The sequence below is a fragment of the Entomospira culicis genome (assembly GCF_028748145.1).
In the GTDB taxonomy this organism is placed as follows: Bacteria; Spirochaetota; Spirochaetia; order WRBN01; family WRBN01; genus Entomospira; species Entomospira culicis.
This window is the reverse complement of record NZ_CP118181.1, coordinates 650032-669222: the sequence shown is the minus strand read 5'-3', so window position 1 is coordinate 669222 and position 19191 is coordinate 650032. Positions and strand designations below refer to the sequence as shown.

Genomic DNA, 19191 nt, shown 5'->3' with positions numbered 1-19191 from the left:
CTCCTCTATCTGCTTGTTGCTAAAAAATCTAAGATTATTGCCTCATTAATCTCTTGAGAAAAAGTCAGGATCGATACGCTTCTGTCGTGATTGCTCGTCAGCTTCTCGAGAGAAATAATACGCCATGTGGCGCGGAGTAGCTAGACACTCTTCTACAATACGATTGAAGAGACGAAATCCGCGCTCCACCTCCTCGCGCGTGGGCGGATGCTGTAAAGTAATTTGCATGCTATCATTACGCTTATCCTCAAAAATATAGTAGCTGCGCACCTCTTGCCAGAGCTCCCACGAGCCTAGCTCCACCTCCTGCCAGCGCACCACATCCTCAAGCATCACAGAGGCACGACCGTTCATGTAACAGAAGAGTTGATAAATCGCCTGTTGTATGTAGCCATAACTCAAGGAGACGTCGTATTTGAGCGCCATCATTGCCTGGAGATACGCAGGCTTTAAACTCTCAGGAGTAAGATAATGAAGAGGTAGGGTCATCTCGATAGGTGGCTCAATGATTTCATGATTGTGCCAGAGCATCGTAGCCTGGCACTTTTGACAGGTTGAGAGAGAGATCCTAGCGCTATTCTTGGTGTAGAGAATTTGCCACTGTTGTTCGGAATAAACACCACACAGCGGACAGATAAAGGCTTTGGCATATAAAGTAGGATAACTTTCTTCTCTCATAACATCTTTATGATACTCCAAAATGGAATAAAGTGCAAGTTCATTTTGGAGTATCTCTCCTATTTTACGCTTGAATTTCTCCTAACTTTTTAATGAGAACAGGAGCAACCTCATGGAAATTGGCAACAACACCCAAATCGGCAACTTGAAAAATCGGGGCTTCCTTATCGGTGTTGATAGCGATGGTAAGCTCAGAATTCTCCATACCAATAACGTGTTGAATTGCACCAGAGATGCCAGCTGCAATATAGAGGTCGGGTTTAACGGTCTTGCCCGTCTGCCCTACTTGACGCGAACTCTCAACCATTCCCTCTTCAACAAGGGCGCGCGTACCAGCAAGCTCGCCATGAAGCGACTGTGCAAGATTGATTAAGAGAGGCATACCTTCCTTACCGACACCGCGACCACCTGCTACCAACACCTTGGCTTCGGTAATGTCGATCTTTTTAGATTTATCCACCACCTTGTCGATGAAACGCACCTTAAATTTACTCTTATCAAAGGTGATCTGTTCCTCAATGACATCGGCTTTACGGCTGGTATCTTTAGCCAATTTAGCCATCACGCCGGGGCGCACACTCGACATTTGTGGACGATGGTCGGGGCAGACAATCGTCGCCAATAAGTTACCACCAAAGGTTGGGCGTGTCGACCACAACTCGCGCGTTGCCTCATCAATCGAGAGCTCGGTACAGTCAGCAGTAAGACCAGTGCGTAAGCGACCCGATAGCCGCGGAGCCAAATCACGCCCCAATGTCGTAGCGCCCACCAAAAAGATTTCAGGTTTGTACTTATTGACCACCGCGGTTACAGCTTGGGTATAAGCTTCGGTATCGTAATGAGATAGCACCGCATCATCAACAATAATTACGCGATCAGCACCATAGCTTGCCAACTCCGTAGCCAAGCTTTTAATGTTGGATCCCACCAAAACCGCCGTTACACTCTCTTTTAAATGCGCAGCCAAACGACTCGCCTCACCAATGAGCTCTAAACCAACGCTCTCTAAAACCCCATCGCGCTGTTCGGCAAAAACCATCACACCTTTATATTCTGCAATATTCATGTTAGCCTCCTTTAAATAATGAAGAGCTCTTTGAGCTTCTCCACAATAAGATCAGCCGCCTCTTCTGCATTAGCAGGCTGTACGATTTTACCCGATTGCTTGACACCCTTGGTATAAGACTTCTTCACCTTAGTAGGCGATCCAGCGAGACCAATTTGGCTCTCATCTGGTTGAATTTTGGCAAAATCCCAAATCTCTACCTCTTTCTTAAAGACCTCTACTAAGTGATTCACATGCATATAGCGCGGTTTATTGGCCTCGGTAAGCACGGTGATAAGACAAGGCAGATCCACCTCTAGCAGATAGTGTCCATCCTCAATTGCCCGCTCAATTTTAAGCGTCTTTTTGCCATCAAATTGAAGCTTTTTTACATACGATACTTGAGGCAAATCGAGCATCTCAGCCACCTGAGGCCCTACTTGCGCGGTATCCCCATCAATCGCTTGACGGCCTGCAATAATCAAATCGCTAGACAATTGCTTTAAGGCGGCAACTAATGTCGTACTGGTAGCAAGGGTATCTGCGCCACCAAATTTACGATCGCTCACTAAAATCGCCCGATCTGCACCCATCGCCATCGCCTCGCGCAGAGCAATCTCTGCCTGTGGTGGCCCCATGCTAAGCACCGTAACAGTTGCACCAAATTGCTCTTTTAGGCGTAACGCCTCTTCCAATCCAGCCTTATCGTCAGGATTAATAATGCTCGGCACACCGTCTCGAATCAACGTATTCTTTACAGGATCAATGCGAATCTCGGCAGTGTTGGGCACCTGCTTAACCAATACAGTAATATTCATTCTCAATCTCTCCTCTCTTTAACGCAACACCGCGCCAGCAATAACCATGCGCTGAACCTCAGAGGTTCCTTCGTAAATTTCTGTAATCTTGGCATCACGCATCATACGCTCCACAGGATACTCGCGCGAATAACCATAGCCACCATACAGTTGCACCGCCTTCGTGGTTACCTCCATAGCAACCTCCGACCCAAAGAGTTTAGCCATCGCCGCATCAGTGCTATAAGGGGCTTTGGCTTGCTTTTTCATGCTAGCACGATAGAGCAAAAGTTGGGCAGCCTCCACCTTAGTATACATGTCGGCCAATTGAAACTGTGTATTTTGGAACTGTGCAATCGAACGCCCGAACTGCTTGCGCCCCTTAACATACTCCACAGTAGACTCAAGCGCACCTGCAGCCAACCCAACCGCCTGCGCAGCCACTCCGATACGCCCGCCATCGAGGGTCATCATGGCAACTTTAAAGCCCATCCCCTCTTTGCCCAAAAGATTACCAGCAGGAATACGCACGTTTTGTAAGATCAACTCAGCCGTCGCACTTCCGCGGATACCCATCTTCTTCTCTTTAGGACCTACCGAAAATCCTGCGCGATCCGCCTCGACAATAAAGGCGGTAATACCCTTCGTTCCCTTACTCTTATCGGTCATTGCAAAAATAATATAGATATGTGCCTGACCAGCATTGGTAATAAATAACTTAGATCCATTAAGCACCCATTCATTGCTCTTCTCATCAAACACCGCTACCGTCTGCTGACCCGCCGCATCGGTACCTGCGCCGGCCTCGGTCAAACCAAAAGCTCCAAGCCACTCACCCGTACACATTTTAGGAAGATACTGCTTCTTTTGCTCCTCGGTACCAAACTCTAAAATCGGCGCCATCCCTAAACTCGTATGTGCCGACAACATAATCGAAGTAGTACCACAAACCTTTGCCAATTCTTCCACCGCGATGGTATACAAGAGCTGATCACCACCAGCACCGCCATACTGAGTAGGCACGTTAATGCCAAAAAATCCACAAGATCGCATCTTCTCTACCGTTTCGATAGGGAAGCGCTCCTCCTCATCGATAGCATGCGCAAGAGGTTTTACCTCATTATTCGCAAAGTCTCGCACCATCTGTTGAAACAACAAATGCGTTGCACTTAAATTAAAATCCATACTCTTTTACTCCCTTTTTTAATCGCGCTTTAAAATGGTTGCCTCGCCCTTAATCACTTCCGTACCATCTTGCTTGGTACAAGTAGTTGATAAAATGACGCGGTGTTTTTCTGGAATCAGCTGGGTAATCTCACACGTTGCCGTTACCGTGTCGCCTAAAAAGACTGGCGCAGTAAATTGCAGGGTTTGTCCCATATAGATACTGCCCTCACCCGGAAGCTTAGTGCCCAAAATCGCCGAGATAAAGCCCGCAGAGAGCATTCCGTGCGCCACACGCTGTTTAAAGACCCCCGATTTTGCCGCCTCTTCGTTCATGTGCGCGGGATTAAAATCCATGCTCAAACCTGCAAACATCGCTACATCAGCCTCGGTTACCGTACGACTCAACGACGCCTTCATGCCTACTTCTAGTTCTGAAAATTTCATTTTCAACCTCCAATACTATATATACACACGCAGTCTTGCCACATTTTCTTAGCGCAAGGAGAGTCCTCAAGCTAAGAAAAATTAAACAATACCAAATGTATTATACACGATAATCATGGTCAGCGAGGCTAAAACCGGCCCCACTACAGTGGTTACTCCCACGTCCAAGTAGCCCTTGCGCGAACTGACCCCACAGACAGCCAAAAGGGTTACCACCGCTCCACAATGAGGTAGACTATCCAAGCCACCAGCGGAGACCAGCATGACACGATGGATTGCTTGCGGATCGATACCCATCGCCAAAAATTCCGATCCCAAGGCCTCCAATGCGATCCCCGCACCGCCCGAAGAAGATCCGGTAATACCTGCAATCGCACTGCTAGCGATCGCTACTTTGTATAAACCGGGAATCGCCAAGCCCATCACTGCATCACGAAAGAGCGCAAAGGCTGCTGTCTGACGCACCACTCCACCAAATCCAATAATCAGTGCCGTGTTAAAGATAGGCGAAAGCGAACTCTCCGCCCCTTGATTGACCAAGTGCAACAGCGCACTTCGTCCACCAATCTCTTTACGATATAAAAATAAGCTCAATAAAATTCCCACCAATAAGGCTAAAATCAGCGACCAAGTATTATTGACTCCACCAAAAGGGGCAAAGTAAGCAACAACGCTCGCTTGTTTAAAGAGAAAAGTCAACGCTAAATTCACCAAGAAAATCGTCACTAAGGGTAAAATTGCTAACACCACCGACATGCTCTTCTCATTAGGATTCACCGCCAAATTCTCTATCGTCTCCCCATAGCCCTCGCCAAGCTTTTTTGCTTGCCTTACGCGCATGTTCAACCAGAGCATGCCCACCCCAAAGATAATGATTGCCCCGATTGTCCCCAAAATAGGTGCGGCAAAAATCGTGGTGCCTAAAATGTTTGTGGGCAAGGCGTTAATGCTCTGCGGAGTCCCTGGGAGCGCCGTCATGGTAAAGGTAAATGCACCTAATGCAATCGCCCCAGGAATCAATCGTTTAGGGATATCAGCCTCTGCAAAGAGCGCTTTCGCCAAAGGAAAGATCGCAAAAACCGCCACAAATAACGAGACTCCACCGTAAGTAAGCACCGCCGTAGCCAAAACCACTGCTAACATCGCACGTTCTTTACCCAATTTTTGCGCAATAAAGAGCGCTAAACTTCGAGCCGCACCAGTTTGACCCATAATCTTGCCAAAGAGCGCGCCACCCAAGAAGATCAAAAAGAAATCGCGCACATAGTTCATTGTCGAGGTCATAAAAGGACCTGTCAATGCCGTTAAAATAGGCATATCTCCAGACAACAACGCTAAGACTGCCACCGTAAACGGCGCAACAATCAACATGGAAATACCACTAAAAGAGAGTATCACCAAAATACCTAGTGCAATCAACAATGCCATCACTTCCATCTTCACCCATCTCCCTAGTTACAATTATGATGCTAATTAAAAGGACAAGTTCATCACTTGTTCTACAAAAATTCTGGCGTCCATCTCGCGCAAATTCTCGCTAATCAACGGGACAAACTCCATCTGATCGAGAATATCACGCTGTAAGTCGACCCCTGGAGCAATCTCGGTGAGCATAAACCCTTGCTCATTAAGCATAAAAACCGCACGCTCGGTAATATAGGTTACAGGCTTTTTCGCCTTTACCGCCTCTTTCCCCGAGAAGGTAATTTGCTCGACATGTTGTACAAATTTCTTATGTTTACCCTCTTCAAGAATGTTAAGTTTGCCATTATCAACCGCAATTTTTAAGCCGCCTGCCGTAAACGTGCCACAAAAGACTACCTCTTTGGCGTTTTGCGTGATATTAATAAAGCCTCCACAGCCTGCAAACTTAGGGCCAAAGCGCGAGACGTTAATATTACCAAACTGATCACACTGGGCTAGCCCTAAAAAGGCATGATCCAGTCCGCCACCGTCGTAAAAGTCAAACATATAGGGTTGATCGATGATTGCCCATGGATAGACCGATGCACCAAAATCAAGCCCGCCAGCAGGTGTTCCCCCCACAATTCCCGGCTCTACGGTAGGGATAAAGGCATCAATAAGCCCTTCTTCGCGAAGCACCTGAGGGATTCCTTCGGGCATGCCAATGCCATAATTGAGCATCACTTTATGCTTGTCTAGTGTTAAAGCACTGCGTCTAGCGATAATTTTTCGCTCATCTAACGGTAAGGCATCGACAGAATCGCTCGCCATATCTTGAGGCTCTTCCATGACAAAGGCCTCATTAAATTGTGTGCCGAAGGTCTGCATATGCATGCTCTTGTCGGAAGATTGCACCACGTAATCGACAAACGATCCAGGAATCACGACATCGTGTGGGTTTATATAAGTATCCTCTAGCACCTCTTCCACCTGCACCACGATCGTCCCACCATTATTACGGGTGGCGATGGCCTGCGCGAGCATTTCGGTGGTGAGTGCCTCGTGTTTCATGCTGATATTGCCATGTTTATCGGCGCAAGTACCGCGCAACAGGGCGAAGGTGGGCTTGGGAAGCGTGAACCAGAGAAATTCTTCATTATCTATCGTAATGAGTTTGACTAAATCTTCGGTAGTTTTGCTATTAACCTTACCGCCAGCGTTGCGCGGGTCAATATAGGTGCCGATTCCCGTGCGCGCGAGGATACCCGGCATGCCCGCCCCAAGTGCGCGCATGGCTTGGGCGATGACGCCTTGAGGAAAGTTGTAAGCCTCGATTTTATTATCCATCGCAAGCTTGCCCATCTTAGGCGTTAATCCCCAATGACCCGCCACCATACGTTTTACCAAGCCTTCTTGTGCAAGGTGATTGATACCACGCTCTTTGCCATCGCCTTGGCCGGCAGCGAAAATAATTGTAAGGTTTTGTGGGCTTTGACTAGCGAAATAGCGCTCTTTTAATACTACCATTAACTCTTCTGGTACTGCTGTACCGATAAATCCACCCGTAGTTACTATGTCATTGTTTTGAATTAAGGCGATAGCCTCTTTTGCCGAAACAAATTGCACCCGTTGCATGATACTCCCCACTCCTTTACTGCTAATCTAGTAATCTTATTGTAGCACATTTATCTAAGTGTGCATAGAGCATTTTTGGAAAATTTAAGAGTTATTTTATTAAATTATGATAAGACATCGCTAGGTTTCAGAATTTATTCTATTGGCATGTTGACAATTTACAAAGTTTGGATATCATATACATTAGTAATATATTTATTTTAAGGAAGGTTTCTATGAAACGTCTGTTTATGTTAATGAGCGCCATCGCTCTGATTAGTTTGAGCTGTACGGATAAATCGCCCAAGCTCACCGTTGACCCACAAGCCATAGAGGGTCGTGATGCCCTTTATGAGCACCTCATGGAGATGCAAGGTTTCTATGAGTCTGCACCGAGCGTTTTCGATGCCGTCCACGAAAACACCACCCCATACCCCAACACCTACAGCGACTACAAGAAACCTAATGCAAAAATCAGCGACAATCTTCTCAAAGAACTCTTTACTCCAGAGCAAATTAAGGCGCTAAAAGATGCCGGCATGCTCGACATCAACACCCCCCTTGGCTTCTACACGGCTATCATTTTAACCACCACCACTGAACTTCCGGAGTACACCGAAGAGAATGAAGAAGAAGTCTTCACCACACATTACCGCGACGTTACGGGCATGTTGTTAGGTAGTAAAGAAATCGCAACCGCTCTCTTTGACGAAGAGAAAATTGGCGAGTATATCAACAGCATTGAGATGGCTATCTTCCAAATTTACATGTCTGGTAGCATGCAGATACCAGGATTAGAAGGCGCTGAATTCTCCTTAGAAGATCTTGACGAAAGTGTTGAGGGAGAGTAAATCTCATTTTAAAGTGTATAAAAAAAGAGTCTGTTGCCAGACTCTTTTTTTCCTTAAAGTAAACGCTACTACTGTAGTAGACGTAATACGTTCTGACTGCTGGAATTCGCTTGAGCGAGCATCGCAACGGCAGTTTGAGAAAGGATTTGGTTGGTGGTGAGCTTCACAGTCTCTTCAGCCATGTTAAGATCGCGGATGCGAGACTCACTAGCTTGGAGGTTCTCAGCACCAATGTCAAGACCCTTGATGGTCATTTCGAGACGATTTTGGTATGCACCCAAATCAGCACGTTGTTTGTTTACCATCTGAAGAGCATTGTCCATTACACCAATTGCGCTGTTAGCACTCTCGGTGGTAAGAGCGTCGATGATGGTACCAGTACCAAACTCTTTCAATCCAAGAGCCGAAGCAGTCATCGTACCGATGTTCACACGAATGCGTTGATCCATGTTCGCACCAACATGAAGCCACATGCTGGCAGTAACTTCGTTACCACCGTTCTCGGCAGCAAAGCGACCAGTCAACAAGTTCATGCCGTTAAATTGAGCATGGCTTGCCACACGATCTACCTCATCAACGAGAGCAGCAATTTCTACCTGAATGTACTGGCGATCTTCATCGGCATACGTACCGTTGGCAGATTGAACAGCCAACTCACGGATACGATGGACAAGATCAGTGGTCTCTTGAAGGTAACCCTCAGTGGTTTGGATCATAGAAACACCATCAGCAGCGTTACGGCTAGCTTGGCGAAGACCACGGATTTGCGCTCTCATCTTTTCAGATACAGCCAATCCAGAGGCGTCATCGCCTGCCTTGGTAATGCGAAGACCGCTAGCGAGTTTGTCCATGTTTCCCTTAAGGTCGCCTTCAACAAGTTTGTTGTTGCGAGCACCATTCATAGCGCTCATGTTGTGATTAATAATCATTCTTTTCCTCCATGATTTGTCTTTGTACAGATCGTATCACCATCTAACATCCCTGTTACCGACGATACCATCCAAGTATGTCTACCTATAACATATTTTTCGTCATCTTTGGCTAAAACATTAAAAGAAATTGCCCAAGATATCGATTTTTTTTCTTTTTTTGAAGAAAATTTTAACAATTCCCCCAGTAATCGGCGTAGAATCGAGCATTCGCTTGCCGATAAATGAGAGGCAAAGAGGCGATTCCTGCGAAGACGTTCTCTTTCTTTTTACATTTAATATTGTAAACGAAACAAAAGAGGTCTATCGATGTCTAAACCGCTCTACATTCTCGACGGCTACGCGCTCATCTATAAATCCTACTACAGCATGGGTAAGCAAGCCCCATTGCGCAATAGTAAAGAGGAAAATATCACCGCAATAGTGGTCTTTTTTCGCTCACTCTTTTCTCTCATAAAAAATTTTGATATCGAACACTTTGTCGTGGCGCTAGATCCTATCGAACCGACCTTCCGACGCAAGCGCTATCCCGAATATAAAGCCCATCGCCCCGCCCCCCCAGACGAACTACGTAGCCAAAGCGATCACATTGAACGCATCTTAACCGAGTGTGGTTTTATCACCTTACGCATTGGGGATAACGAGGCCGATGACATCATCGCCTCGCTGGCTTGGCAACGCCATCAAACCGGATTAGCTACCGTAATTATCTCTGGGGATAAGGATTTAATGCAGTTGCTCAATGAGGAAATCACAATGCTACGTTTCACGACCAAGCGTGAATTTAAAGCAGGGGTCGAACCCATGAGCGCATCCGACGTTCTGCCCAAAATGGGCGTACCGCCTCACCAAATCCACGACTATCTCGCGATTCTGGGAGACGCCAGCGACAATATCCCAGGGGTCGCCGGTATCGGGGAGAAAGGTGCTATCAAGCTCTTAGAGAAGCACCACTCGCTTAAGCGTATCTATGACGAAATCAACCACGTAACCCCCGCCGGCACGCGCGATAAGCTGATCCGTGCCAAAGAGATGGCCTTCTTGAGTTGGGAGCTTGTCGACCTCAAACGCGACATCGACCTACCCAGCATCAACATAGAAGCGTTCCACCTCGCCTCAGTTCACTTTAGTAGGCTCCATCAAGCGTTAGAGGCGCTGGGCATCAAACAAATTTTATCCGATATCCCACCCATTGCCTCGCGTTTTCAGCACCAACTTGAGCTAAACTCCCAGCCCGACAGCCAACCGCAAAAGCTCCCGCTCACCTACGCCCTCATCACCACCATTCCCGAACTTATCAACCTCTTTAAGGAGATCGAACAAGCAGGTATTGTTGCCTACGACAGCGAGACAACTGGCCTCAACCCGCGCCAAGATCAGATCGTGGGGATGAGCTTTAGCCTCGACGGCAAGCACGGTTATTATATCCCCTTCTCTGCACCAAAAGGAGAAGCAACCCTCGCCTTTGACGAAGCGCTACCCCACCTCAAAAAGCTCTTTGCTAGCGGGGTCAAGTTCATCGGGCAAAACCTCAAATTCGATATGCAGTTTCTTTTTCCACTAGACATAATACTCACCCCATACTTCGACACCATGATCGCGGCATGGCTCATCGACAGCCAATCACCGGTCAACCTCGATACCCTCGCCAAGCGCTATCTCAACCACCAAACCATCCATTACAGCGATATTGTCGCCAAAAACCAACGCTTCGATGAGGTCTCCCTCACGCTAAGCACCGAGTACGCCTGCGAAGATGCCAGCCTCGCCTTCGCTCTCTACCAACTCTTTCGCCCACAAATGGAAAGCCTGCAGTTAGATCGACTCTTTTTCGATCTCGAGATGCCCCTTGTCTCGATTCTTGCGAGGATGGAGTGGCGGGGAATCGAGCTGGATGCCCAGGCCTTACGCGACTATGGTCAGCAACTTGAACGTCAAAGCAAGGAGCTAGAGGCGCAAATCATCGATCTCGTGGGGCATTCTTTTAATGTCCAATCACCAAAACAGCTCGCTCAAGTGCTCTTCGAGGAGTTAGGCTTTACCGACCTCAAAAAAGGCTCCACCGATGTCCACATTTTGCGCGAACTGCAACGCCTCCACCCAGAAGATCTCCTCATTCCAGCGGTTTTAGAGTACCGCAAAGTCGCAAAACTCAAATCCACCTACGTCGAAGGACTACTCAAAGAGATCACGCCCGAAAACGCCATCCACACCAGCTTTTTACAGAGTGGAACCGCCAGCGGTCGCTTGAGTAGCATTAATCCTAATCTCCAAAACATCCCCATCAAAAATGAAGAAGGGCGCAAAATCCGCCAAGCGTTTCAATCGCGCGAGGGCTACCAACTGATCAGTGCTGACTATAGTCAAATCGAACTGGTCGTGCTTGCTCACCTTGCCCAAGATCCCATCATGCTCGAGACCTTTGCCAATGGGCGCGATCTCCATCGAGAGACAGCAAGCTTCCTCTTTCAACTCCCACAAGAGCAGGTCTCCAGCGAACAGCGACGCATTGGCAAGACTATCAACTTTGGGGTGATCTACGGGATGTCGGCTTTTCGCCTTAGCAACGAGCTTAAAATTCCCCGCGCTTTAGCCACTAAATTTATCGACTCCTACTTTGCTCGCTATGCAAAAGTCCGAGAGTTCGTACAAAAGAGTGTCGCCTACGCCAACGAGCATGGCGAGGTGCGTACCGTCCTCCAGCGCCGTCGCCTCATCCACCAAATCAACAGTAAAAATCACAACGAACGCCTTGCCAGCGAACGCATCGCCCTTAATACCGTCATCCAAGGTAGTGCTGCCGATATCGTCAAGCTGGCCATGTTGCGTGTCAATACCCTCCTCCAAGAGTACCAACTCAATGCACACCTCTTGCTCCAAGTCCACGACGAACTCATCCTCGAAGTCCATCACGATCATCTCGATATCGCCAAGACTCTCCTCACCCAAGCCATGCAAGAGGCCGGAAAGAGTCTGCCTGCGCCAATTCCTCTTACCATCAACCTCGAAAGCGGAAAAAAGTGGGGAGAATTCCATTAATCGACTTTTCCAACGAAATTTAGTTGCATTTTTCGCGCACTAAGGATATACTATAAGAGACGTATAAGTAAAATTTACAATCTAATAGGAGGTTGAACATGCAACAGCATAATCCCTTAGCCATTATCCTTGGTGGTGGGCAAGGCAGTCGGCTCTATCCACTCACCGAGCAACGCTCAAAACCCGCCGTTACCTTCGGCGGTAAGTATCGATTGGTGGACATCCCCATCTCTAATTGTATCAACGCTGGATTCAATCATATCTTTGTCTTGACACAATTTAACTCAGCCAGTCTTCATACACACATCAACTCTGCTTATAAATTTGATCAATTTAGTGGTGGATTTGTCGAAATTCTCGCTGCCGAACAGACCCCCAGTAGCACCAGTTGGTTCAATGGTACAGCCGATGCAGTGCGTAAAAATATCACACACTATCATCCTTTTAATCCTAGTCACTATATCATTTTATCGGGTGATCAACTCTATCAGATGGATCTCAAAGATTTCCTTGCGCGCCACCAAGAGCAACAGGCCGAAGTTTCCATTGCCACCACCTGCGTAACCCGCGAGGCTGCCAACGAGTTAGGTATCCTCAAAATTGATGAACACGGACAAATCATCGACTTTTTAGAAAAGCCCGGTGCCGATAAAGATATCTCTGACATGGCTATCCCCGAGGCGTATCGCCAAAAATACAATATCGATCCAGCACATAACTACTTAGCTAGCATGGGAATGTATATCTTTAATCGGGGAACACTTGAAAGTTCTCTGGATAACGAAATGCTCGACTTCGGTAAAGAAGTTATCCCGCATGCCATCAAAAATCTAAAAGTCAACGCCTATCTTTACCGTGGATACTGGGAAGACATCGGCACCATTAAATCCTTCTATGAGGCAAACATCAATCTCGCCTCCAACCTCCCGTCCTTCAATATGTACGACTCACTCAATCCCCTTTACACTCGAATGCTCAACCTTGGTCCCACGAAATTTAATAACAGCGAAATCATAAATACGCTTATTTGTGAGGGCTCGATTATTTCGCAAAGCCACATCGAACAATCTGTGATTGGCGTGCGCTCCATGATCGCCGATCATGTGCATCTCTCTGGCGTACTGATGATGGGTGCCGATTTTTACGAAACCGAAGAACAAAAGAGCGCCAATCAAAAAAATGGTATCCCCAATGTTGGAATCGGCTCGAACACCCAGATTCATCGCTGTATTATCGACAAAAATGCACGTATTGGCAATAACTGTAAAATCGGTCTCTCGCCCAACTCCCTCAAGGATGGCGACTACAATGCCTATATCATTCGTGATAACATTATCATTATTCGTAAAAATGCCGTTATTGCCGATAATACGCTCATCTAGTTATTGACTTTATCCCTTAAATTGGCTAGAATTAGAGTAAATTTAGAAAGAAGAGGTTCAGATGTCTAAAGCACACCGAGGAAAAGGTTTGATTGGCGAGTACGCGAACAGAGGTAGAGGCACATGCCCCGCATGTAAGCGTACCGGCATCAAGACTATTTATGAAGTAGTCCAAGCCGACGATCAGAAGATGAATGTTTGCAAAGAGTGTAGCAAAGCTATCAAGAATAAAAAGGCTAGCTAAGCTTGCGCGTCCATTATGAACGCCTAGAACCCATCAGTTCTAGGGCAAGCTCAACCTCTCCCAGCGAGAGGTTGAGTTTTTCTGCAATCTCTTTGGCCTCTTTACCCTCCCGCCATAAACTTGCCACACGCTCGGCACTACCCTTACCTGCTTTTGGTGGATGTTTATCCACCACCGCTTTACTGCTGCCTTGTTGCATCGATTGGGTAGATTCACGTAAATGTTCTGATAAATTCTTCATACCAATAGAGATCTTTTGATCATAACTACTCTCGTGCTCAGTCTCTCGCTTAGGAGTTGCACCAGATTTTTGGATATCAACCACTGAAGTCACCAACGATTTACGTCGAGATAGATCATTGTAGGTCTGCCGTGATTGCTCCAACTTTTGGCTCTCTTTCTCCAGCAAACGCAACTTACGGTTCACCGAATCCATGACATTATCAGCATCCTTACGCATCTTCTCCATCAATGCCACATAACCGGCGACATTCTCTTCTAATGCCGCCATAAATTCCTGCATTTCACTGCGAATATCCTGCATATAAGTGCGATCGCGCTTAACTTGATTCATTTTAACCGTAATGATCCACCAAGAAAAAACAGCATTGAGGGTGAAAACTATCAAAAACCCAACCACTAGCATGACACTACCTCAAACTTAACTGGAAATATCAATATGCCCGCCCAAGCTTGGATCATGATAATAATGACTTTTCTTAGCAATCACCTCGTCATCAGAACCTTTCTGACTTGCTCGCCGTTGCTCATCCGAAGAGTCGTCTCGCCCTAGCGCCTCAATTTTATCATTTTCGCTCATGCTGGGCACCGCTTGACTCTTCTCCACATGGCGCAACTGCTCACTTTCTTCCATTTTTTTGCGCAATGCACGCTTTTGCTCTTTGTCAATCGCCTGCTCTTTACCGATATCTGCCTGACGGGCTAAGTAAGCCATCTGCTCAATCCCTGACACTCCCATACGCTCCTCCTTGAGACATACTGTTTTAGGATAAAGATACTTTATTCTTTGAGTACCTCTTCTTTTTCTCCTCTACATCGGGGGTAATATCATCGGTAATTGCCTCATAGCCTTTAATCTTAATCTGATCTTGTTCTAAATAGAACGTCTGCCCTTTATTGTATTCAGAGGTTACTTGATACTCATAATCACCGATGATAATTTCTACTCCACCATGAATTTTTAAGCTAGCAGCAATTTTTGCATCATCATGTCGCGCATTCAATTGCTCTTTGATTGCCTTCATTTGCTCTTTGTTCTCTTGAATTTCGCGATTAATCTCGTCGGCTTGGGCTATCATTTCGTCAAATTTACTCTTCTTTTCTGGTGGCAAGGGGCGTGTGCGACTTGCCTCACTCCAGTTATCAATAATCCGACGTAAATCAACAAGCGCGTCATGATGCTTCTCGTTCCTTGTTTCTAAGTCAGAAAGATTGTCTTTTAGCTTAGGATTTACACCCACCTCTAAAACCGTCGTTGTGCCAGAATTAGAGCCAAAGACCACCGCATTAATTTCGTCCAAAGCACGCACTCGGCCACCAACAATGGCAGCACGCTTACCCTTACAAAGAACCTTCCCAAGCGACAAAACATTAGAATTTAATATACCATCAGATACAACTACCATTTGATTGGCTTCTACATAACAGTTTTGAATAAAGCTCGCCCACAGACTCTTACCTGCCTTGACAAAACTCACCGCATCGCCTGAGGCACCATCACCATATTTATTCCCGTTAATTCCATTGCCCACAATAATATTTCCCTCGGCAGTAAGCTGACTACGACCCACCGATCCAGTTACGGTGATATCACCCTTGGCTTTGACCTCATAACCATCCTCAATATTACCATTGATAACAACCGTACCAAGAAAGTCGATATGGCTCTTCAAATCACCTTCCACCGTATAGATATTCTCGACACTAACAATATCCTCCTTGATGATTAACTGACCATTATTTGTGGCGATAACCTCCGTCTCATCATCAGAGATACGCACATTTGCGCCTAAATTGATCGCTTTTTTCTCCCCATTTTTCGCAGCAATCATGCTTCCGCGTACAGTCATACCAGGAATACCATCGGTAGGTTGCAACACACGTGCCACAACGTCTCCAGCAGCGACACTATGGATACTTGTCATTCGCTTAAAATCTATCGATCCCTTAGAATCTACCTGAATACTCTTTTCAGATAAATCCGTCTCATGTAAACATTGAATACGGGTATCCTCACCTGCACGCGCAGGTACTCCCATCGCCACGACCATGGCAGTGCGATACACTGGGTTCATTTCCAACTCATTGAGCGCATCCTCTTGAATACCAGCAAAAACACCCGCTTGATGTAGCGCATTCTTCATCTCTTCGTAGGTAACCGTTGCGCCACCCACCCCCGGAGTAGAAAGTGTAATCGTCGCCTTCATCTCATCATCAGACATCAGCACCGTAAAGCTACTATCAGCCGAAGCGTTGTGCGCGTACTCTGCCACTTTTACCCAAACGCCACTACTCTCCATTACTGTGCGCCGAACTGCCGCCTCATCTAAATGTGGAATAGATCGCATTTGTGAGGCTTTTTTAAGAATATCATCCACCTCGACATCTTTACCATCACCAACCGAAGCAACCACCTTGAGCATCACCTCGCCATTTTTGTTGAGTAAAAAGCCAAAGAGACCATCTCGTTGTTCTTCCTGCGCTAAATCAAGAGCATGGTGATCATCCAAGCCTGCCTTTTGCATAACTCCTTGCTTAGTAACCATATGTTTTCGTGCGGGGTAGACCATGACTCGCCAACTGCGTTTACCAAATGTCCCAAATAAAAAGCCTTTACTTCCACGGATTTGCACTTCATAATCTAATTTATGCAAAGGTAACGAGAGTTCGATGGAGGCTTGCGCAAGAATTTCCTCAAGGCTTTTACCCACCAAGACAATCGATCGATTGGCCTTTTCCTCTTGCCACGCGTGCTTCATGATTCTCCGAAATTCATCCAAATTCTTCATCGCTATCTATCCTGCCTTTGCCTACAAAATTCCTTTTCTTATATGCGATAACTTAGTACGTAAGCGCATAATCGCCTTGGTGTGGAGCTGTGAAACACGCGACTCAGTGACCTCCAAGACTTGCCCAATCTCCTTGAGCGTGAGATCCTCGTAATAGTAGAGAACCAAGACCATCTTCTCTTTATCCGGAAGCTCGTGAATTGCATCAACTATTAAGCGACGCACCTCACCCTTTTCAATGATGATATCAGGCTGTAGACTAGAGGGCGATTCAATCGACTCCAACAAAGAGGTCTTATCAGATTCATCGACACGCTTAGAGGTTTCATTGAGCGAAAGCATTGCAGATCCCGATACTTTAAGTGCTAATGCGTTGTATTCAGGCAGAGAAAGACCAAAATGTTCCGCAATCTCCTCATGCGTGGCGGTGCGCCCAAGTTTAGCCTCAAGATGTTGCGTCCCCTCATCCAGCTCTCGACTCTTCTGACGCACACTACGTGGCACCCAATCATCTTTGCGCAACTCATCATAAATTGCACCGCGAATGCGCGTAACCGCATAGGTCTTAAATTGCACATCTTTAGATGGATCAAATTTATCCACAGCATCCATTAGACCAAAGACACCAAAGCTCACCAAGTCATCAAACTCAACCGATCCCGGCATATTCGCCATCACCTTGCCCGCCACAAATTTGACCAACGGTGCATACTGATTGATGAATGCCTCGCGAATTTTGGGATCCTTGCTCTTTTTATACTCCTGCCAGTAGCTGTCTTCGCTCTCTTCGGTAATGACAATATCCCTCATCTTACCCTCTCTAGCTATCATCGCGACCAAGTGCCGTGCGCACCGCTTGCGCTAAGACTTCTGGGGACTCATGAGCAAAGGATTCTGCAGAGAGATCTTTAGAGCGCGCAAGAGTCTCTTGCTCCCCGCCCTCCACAGAGAAGGAATCCGAAGATGATCTGCTATAGTAAGGGTTTTCAATCGCATCATCAAGCACCACATTAACCCGCTGTCCCGTAGAGACGCTTTCGGAATTATGCATATCTGTACGAGAGAAATCATCCCCAGATTCTCCATGCTCTGGGCTTGAAGAATCTCCCTCTTCTTCCCCATTTTTCTCGGCTAAAGGCTCATTTAACTCGGGCAAAAAGCGTTCAACCGCACCCTTAATGATCCAGAGAAGGAAAAGAACAATCACAAAGGTTGCTATAGAGTTGGTGAGAATGAGTCCGATCTTAAAGGAGCTACGTACGACCCCGAGAATAATATTTATCACCAATGCAATGAGAAATGCAATGATTGCAGATGTTACGATTCGTTTCACTTTTTTCAACTCCTTTCCATCCCACACCTCCACAGATTACTAGCTGCACATTTTATGTTTGGAGTAGATCTATCTTTTTTCTTGAAAGGGCGACTTAGCCATGATAAGTCTAAGTCGCTATCATACACTACTTGCCTAGAAGCTCATCAATCTCTTTGACAAAATTCTCTTTGGGCTTAAAGCCTAAAGACGCACGCAATGCCTCTCCCTTTCTAAAGTAGATAACACAGGGGATGCTACTGATATTATAGCGCATTGCAAGCTCTTGTTCAAGATCTGTATTTACCTTACAGACAGAAACTTTGTCCGACATTGTTTTGGCGATGTCATCGAGCACTGGCCCCAACATGCGACAAGGGCCACACCACTCCGCCCAGAAGTCGACCATCGTCAACTTATCCTCATCAATTGCTGCCTGAAAGGTCTCCTTTGTTAAATGCTTGACCATACAATATTCTCCTTAAATTAAAATATATGTTAATACCATAATGTATTTTCGCAAATCTGTCTACAGGTTATCCAGCCACTTTTTGCCTATATCGACCGCAATAGAGGCTAAAGCAACCCCACACGCTAACGATTCTCCAGCACACTGCTCCACTCCTCTTGGTACTCTTGCAAAAGTATCGGCTCCCCAATAAATACTCCCTCATGCAAGAAATCTTGTGTTTGACCCTCAATCAATATTTGCACGCTACTAACCGGAGAAACGGTGGCAAGCGTACGTAAAATTTGATGTAATGCCCCTGCATAGCCTTCGCTCCCATAAGGGTTAAATTGCAAATCTTCAGAAAAATCTACATACAACACCTCGCCCTCAACCCACAAATTACGTAGCTCGACCTCTGGCGGAATCAAGCTAAAGAAGGGATCTTCTCCACTGAAAGAGACCGACAAAAGCTCACCCAAAAGCCGTTGCGCGCCCAAAATATCATGAGACATACGCCGTTCGATGGGAATATAGAGAATCTTCTCTTCCACCAAAGTTACCAAGTAATAGGCACTCTGTTGCTCTTGCACCCGACTTACCGGCTCTTTTTTTCCCAAAACCAGAGTCTTTAGGCTAATCACGCCTCCCATCGCCACCAAGACAATCAGCGCCAAAGTCAACGACAAAAAAAATGTATACCATCGACTCATGTTTGTTTTATGCGACACTCTTTCTTCACCTCAAACACCCACCCCCTCTGCACATAAGATACGCAAAAAAGCGCGCGCGTGGTATAAAATTTGCT

General features: G+C 46.4%; 19 protein-coding genes. 4 read left to right on the top strand and 15 right to left on the bottom strand.

The annotated features are described in order from the left end of the window. Positions 1 to 45 precede the first annotated feature (45 nt). The 7 genes from PVA46_RS03150 to PVA46_RS03120 form a co-directional block, all read right to left on the bottom strand. A complete protein-coding gene (locus PVA46_RS03150) occupies positions 46 to 678 on the bottom strand; it encodes a hypothetical protein (protein WP_167695309.1) in 633 nt (210 codons plus the stop codon). A gap of 64 nt (positions 679 to 742) precedes the next feature. Next, entirely contained in the window at positions 743 to 1744 is a 1002-nt protein-coding gene (locus PVA46_RS03145) for an electron transfer flavoprotein subunit alpha/FixB family protein (protein WP_167695308.1), read from the bottom strand. An 11-nt stretch (positions 1745 to 1755) separates the two neighbouring features. Further along, positions 1756 to 2541 carry an electron transfer flavoprotein subunit beta/FixA family protein gene (locus tag PVA46_RS03140; RefSeq protein ID WP_167695307.1) on the bottom strand — a complete coding sequence of 262 codons (786 nt, stop codon included), beginning with the start codon at positions 2539 to 2541 and terminating at the stop codon, positions 1756 to 1758. An 18-nt stretch (positions 2542 to 2559) separates the two neighbouring features. Beyond that, the gene (locus PVA46_RS03135) at positions 2560 to 3705 is read right to left on the bottom strand and encodes an acyl-CoA dehydrogenase (RefSeq protein ID WP_167695306.1); all 1146 of its coding nucleotides are present in this window, start codon (positions 3703 to 3705) and stop codon (positions 2560 to 2562) included. A gap of 18 nt (positions 3706 to 3723) precedes the next feature. Further along, a complete protein-coding gene (locus PVA46_RS03130) occupies positions 3724 to 4131 on the bottom strand; it encodes a MaoC family dehydratase (RefSeq protein WP_167695305.1) in 408 nt (135 codons plus the stop codon). Between the two features lie 81 nt (positions 4132 to 4212). Next, the gene (locus PVA46_RS03125) at positions 4213 to 5568 is read right to left on the bottom strand and encodes a GntP family permease (RefSeq protein ID WP_167695304.1); all 1356 of its coding nucleotides are present in this window, start codon (positions 5566 to 5568) and stop codon (positions 4213 to 4215) included. 36 nt (positions 5569 to 5604) lie between these two features. After that, entirely contained in the window at positions 5605 to 7170 is a 1566-nt protein-coding gene (locus PVA46_RS03120; protein WP_167695303.1) for an acyl CoA:acetate/3-ketoacid CoA transferase, read from the bottom strand. A gap of 215 nt (positions 7171 to 7385) precedes the next feature. Here PVA46_RS03120 and PVA46_RS03115 point away from each other — a divergent pair, with 215 nt between their 5' ends. Beyond that, the gene (locus tag PVA46_RS03115) at positions 7386 to 8000 is read left to right on the top strand and encodes a hypothetical protein (RefSeq protein WP_167695302.1); all 615 of its coding nucleotides are present in this window, start codon (positions 7386 to 7388) and stop codon (positions 7998 to 8000) included. 68 nt (positions 8001 to 8068) lie between these two features. On the opposite strand, the gene PVA46_RS03110 is transcribed toward PVA46_RS03115, so the two are convergent. Beyond that, positions 8069 to 8929 (bottom strand): flagellin N-terminal helical domain-containing protein, encoded by an 861-nt coding sequence (locus PVA46_RS03110; protein WP_167695301.1) that lies wholly within the window; start codon positions 8927 to 8929, stop codon positions 8069 to 8071. Positions 8930 to 9238: 309 nt separating this feature from the next. Here PVA46_RS03110 and polA point away from each other — a divergent pair, with 309 nt between their 5' ends. The 3 genes from polA to PVA46_RS03095 all read left to right on the top strand — a co-directional run bounded on the left by polA (position 9239) and on the right by PVA46_RS03095 (position 13594). Then, entirely contained in the window at positions 9239 to 11968 is a 2730-nt protein-coding gene (gene polA / locus PVA46_RS03105; protein WP_167695300.1) for a DNA polymerase I, read from the top strand. Positions 11969 to 12066: 98 nt separating this feature from the next. Next, positions 12067 to 13350, top strand: coding sequence for a glucose-1-phosphate adenylyltransferase (locus PVA46_RS03100; protein ID WP_167695299.1), 1284 nt, complete (start codon positions 12067 to 12069; stop codon positions 13348 to 13350). Positions 13351 to 13411: 61 nt separating this feature from the next. Next, positions 13412 to 13594, top strand: coding sequence for a hypothetical protein (locus tag PVA46_RS03095; protein WP_167695298.1), 183 nt, complete (start codon positions 13412 to 13414; stop codon positions 13592 to 13594). Positions 13595 to 13607: 13 nt separating this feature from the next. On the opposite strand, the gene PVA46_RS03090 is transcribed toward PVA46_RS03095, so the two are convergent. The 7 genes from PVA46_RS03090 to PVA46_RS03060 all read right to left on the bottom strand — a co-directional run bounded on the left by PVA46_RS03090 (position 13608) and on the right by PVA46_RS03060 (position 19096). Further along, positions 13608 to 14168 (bottom strand): hypothetical protein, encoded by a 561-nt coding sequence (locus tag PVA46_RS03090; protein WP_274360324.1) that lies wholly within the window; start codon positions 14166 to 14168, stop codon positions 13608 to 13610. A gap of 87 nt (positions 14169 to 14255) precedes the next feature. Further along, entirely contained in the window at positions 14256 to 14573 is a 318-nt protein-coding gene (locus PVA46_RS03085; protein WP_167695296.1) for a hypothetical protein, read from the bottom strand. Between the two features lie 25 nt (positions 14574 to 14598). Continuing rightward, a complete protein-coding gene (locus PVA46_RS03080) occupies positions 14599 to 16623 on the bottom strand; it encodes a FapA family protein (RefSeq protein WP_167695295.1) in 2025 nt (674 codons plus the stop codon). Positions 16624 to 16644: 21 nt separating this feature from the next. Then, complete coding sequence (whiG, locus tag PVA46_RS03075) at positions 16645 to 17433, bottom strand: RNA polymerase sigma factor WhiG (RefSeq protein ID WP_167695294.1); 789 nt, start codon at positions 17431 to 17433, stop codon at positions 16645 to 16647. 10 nt (positions 17434 to 17443) lie between these two features. Beyond that, positions 17444 to 17956, bottom strand: coding sequence for a hypothetical protein (locus PVA46_RS03070; protein ID WP_167695293.1), 513 nt, complete (start codon positions 17954 to 17956; stop codon positions 17444 to 17446). A gap of 127 nt (positions 17957 to 18083) precedes the next feature. Then, entirely contained in the window at positions 18084 to 18404 is a 321-nt protein-coding gene (gene trxA / locus PVA46_RS03065) for a thioredoxin (protein ID WP_167695292.1), read from the bottom strand. 125 nt (positions 18405 to 18529) lie between these two features. After that, the gene (locus PVA46_RS03060) at positions 18530 to 19096 is read right to left on the bottom strand and encodes a GerMN domain-containing protein (RefSeq protein ID WP_274360323.1); all 567 of its coding nucleotides are present in this window, start codon (positions 19094 to 19096) and stop codon (positions 18530 to 18532) included. Positions 19097 to 19191 lie beyond the last annotated feature (95 nt).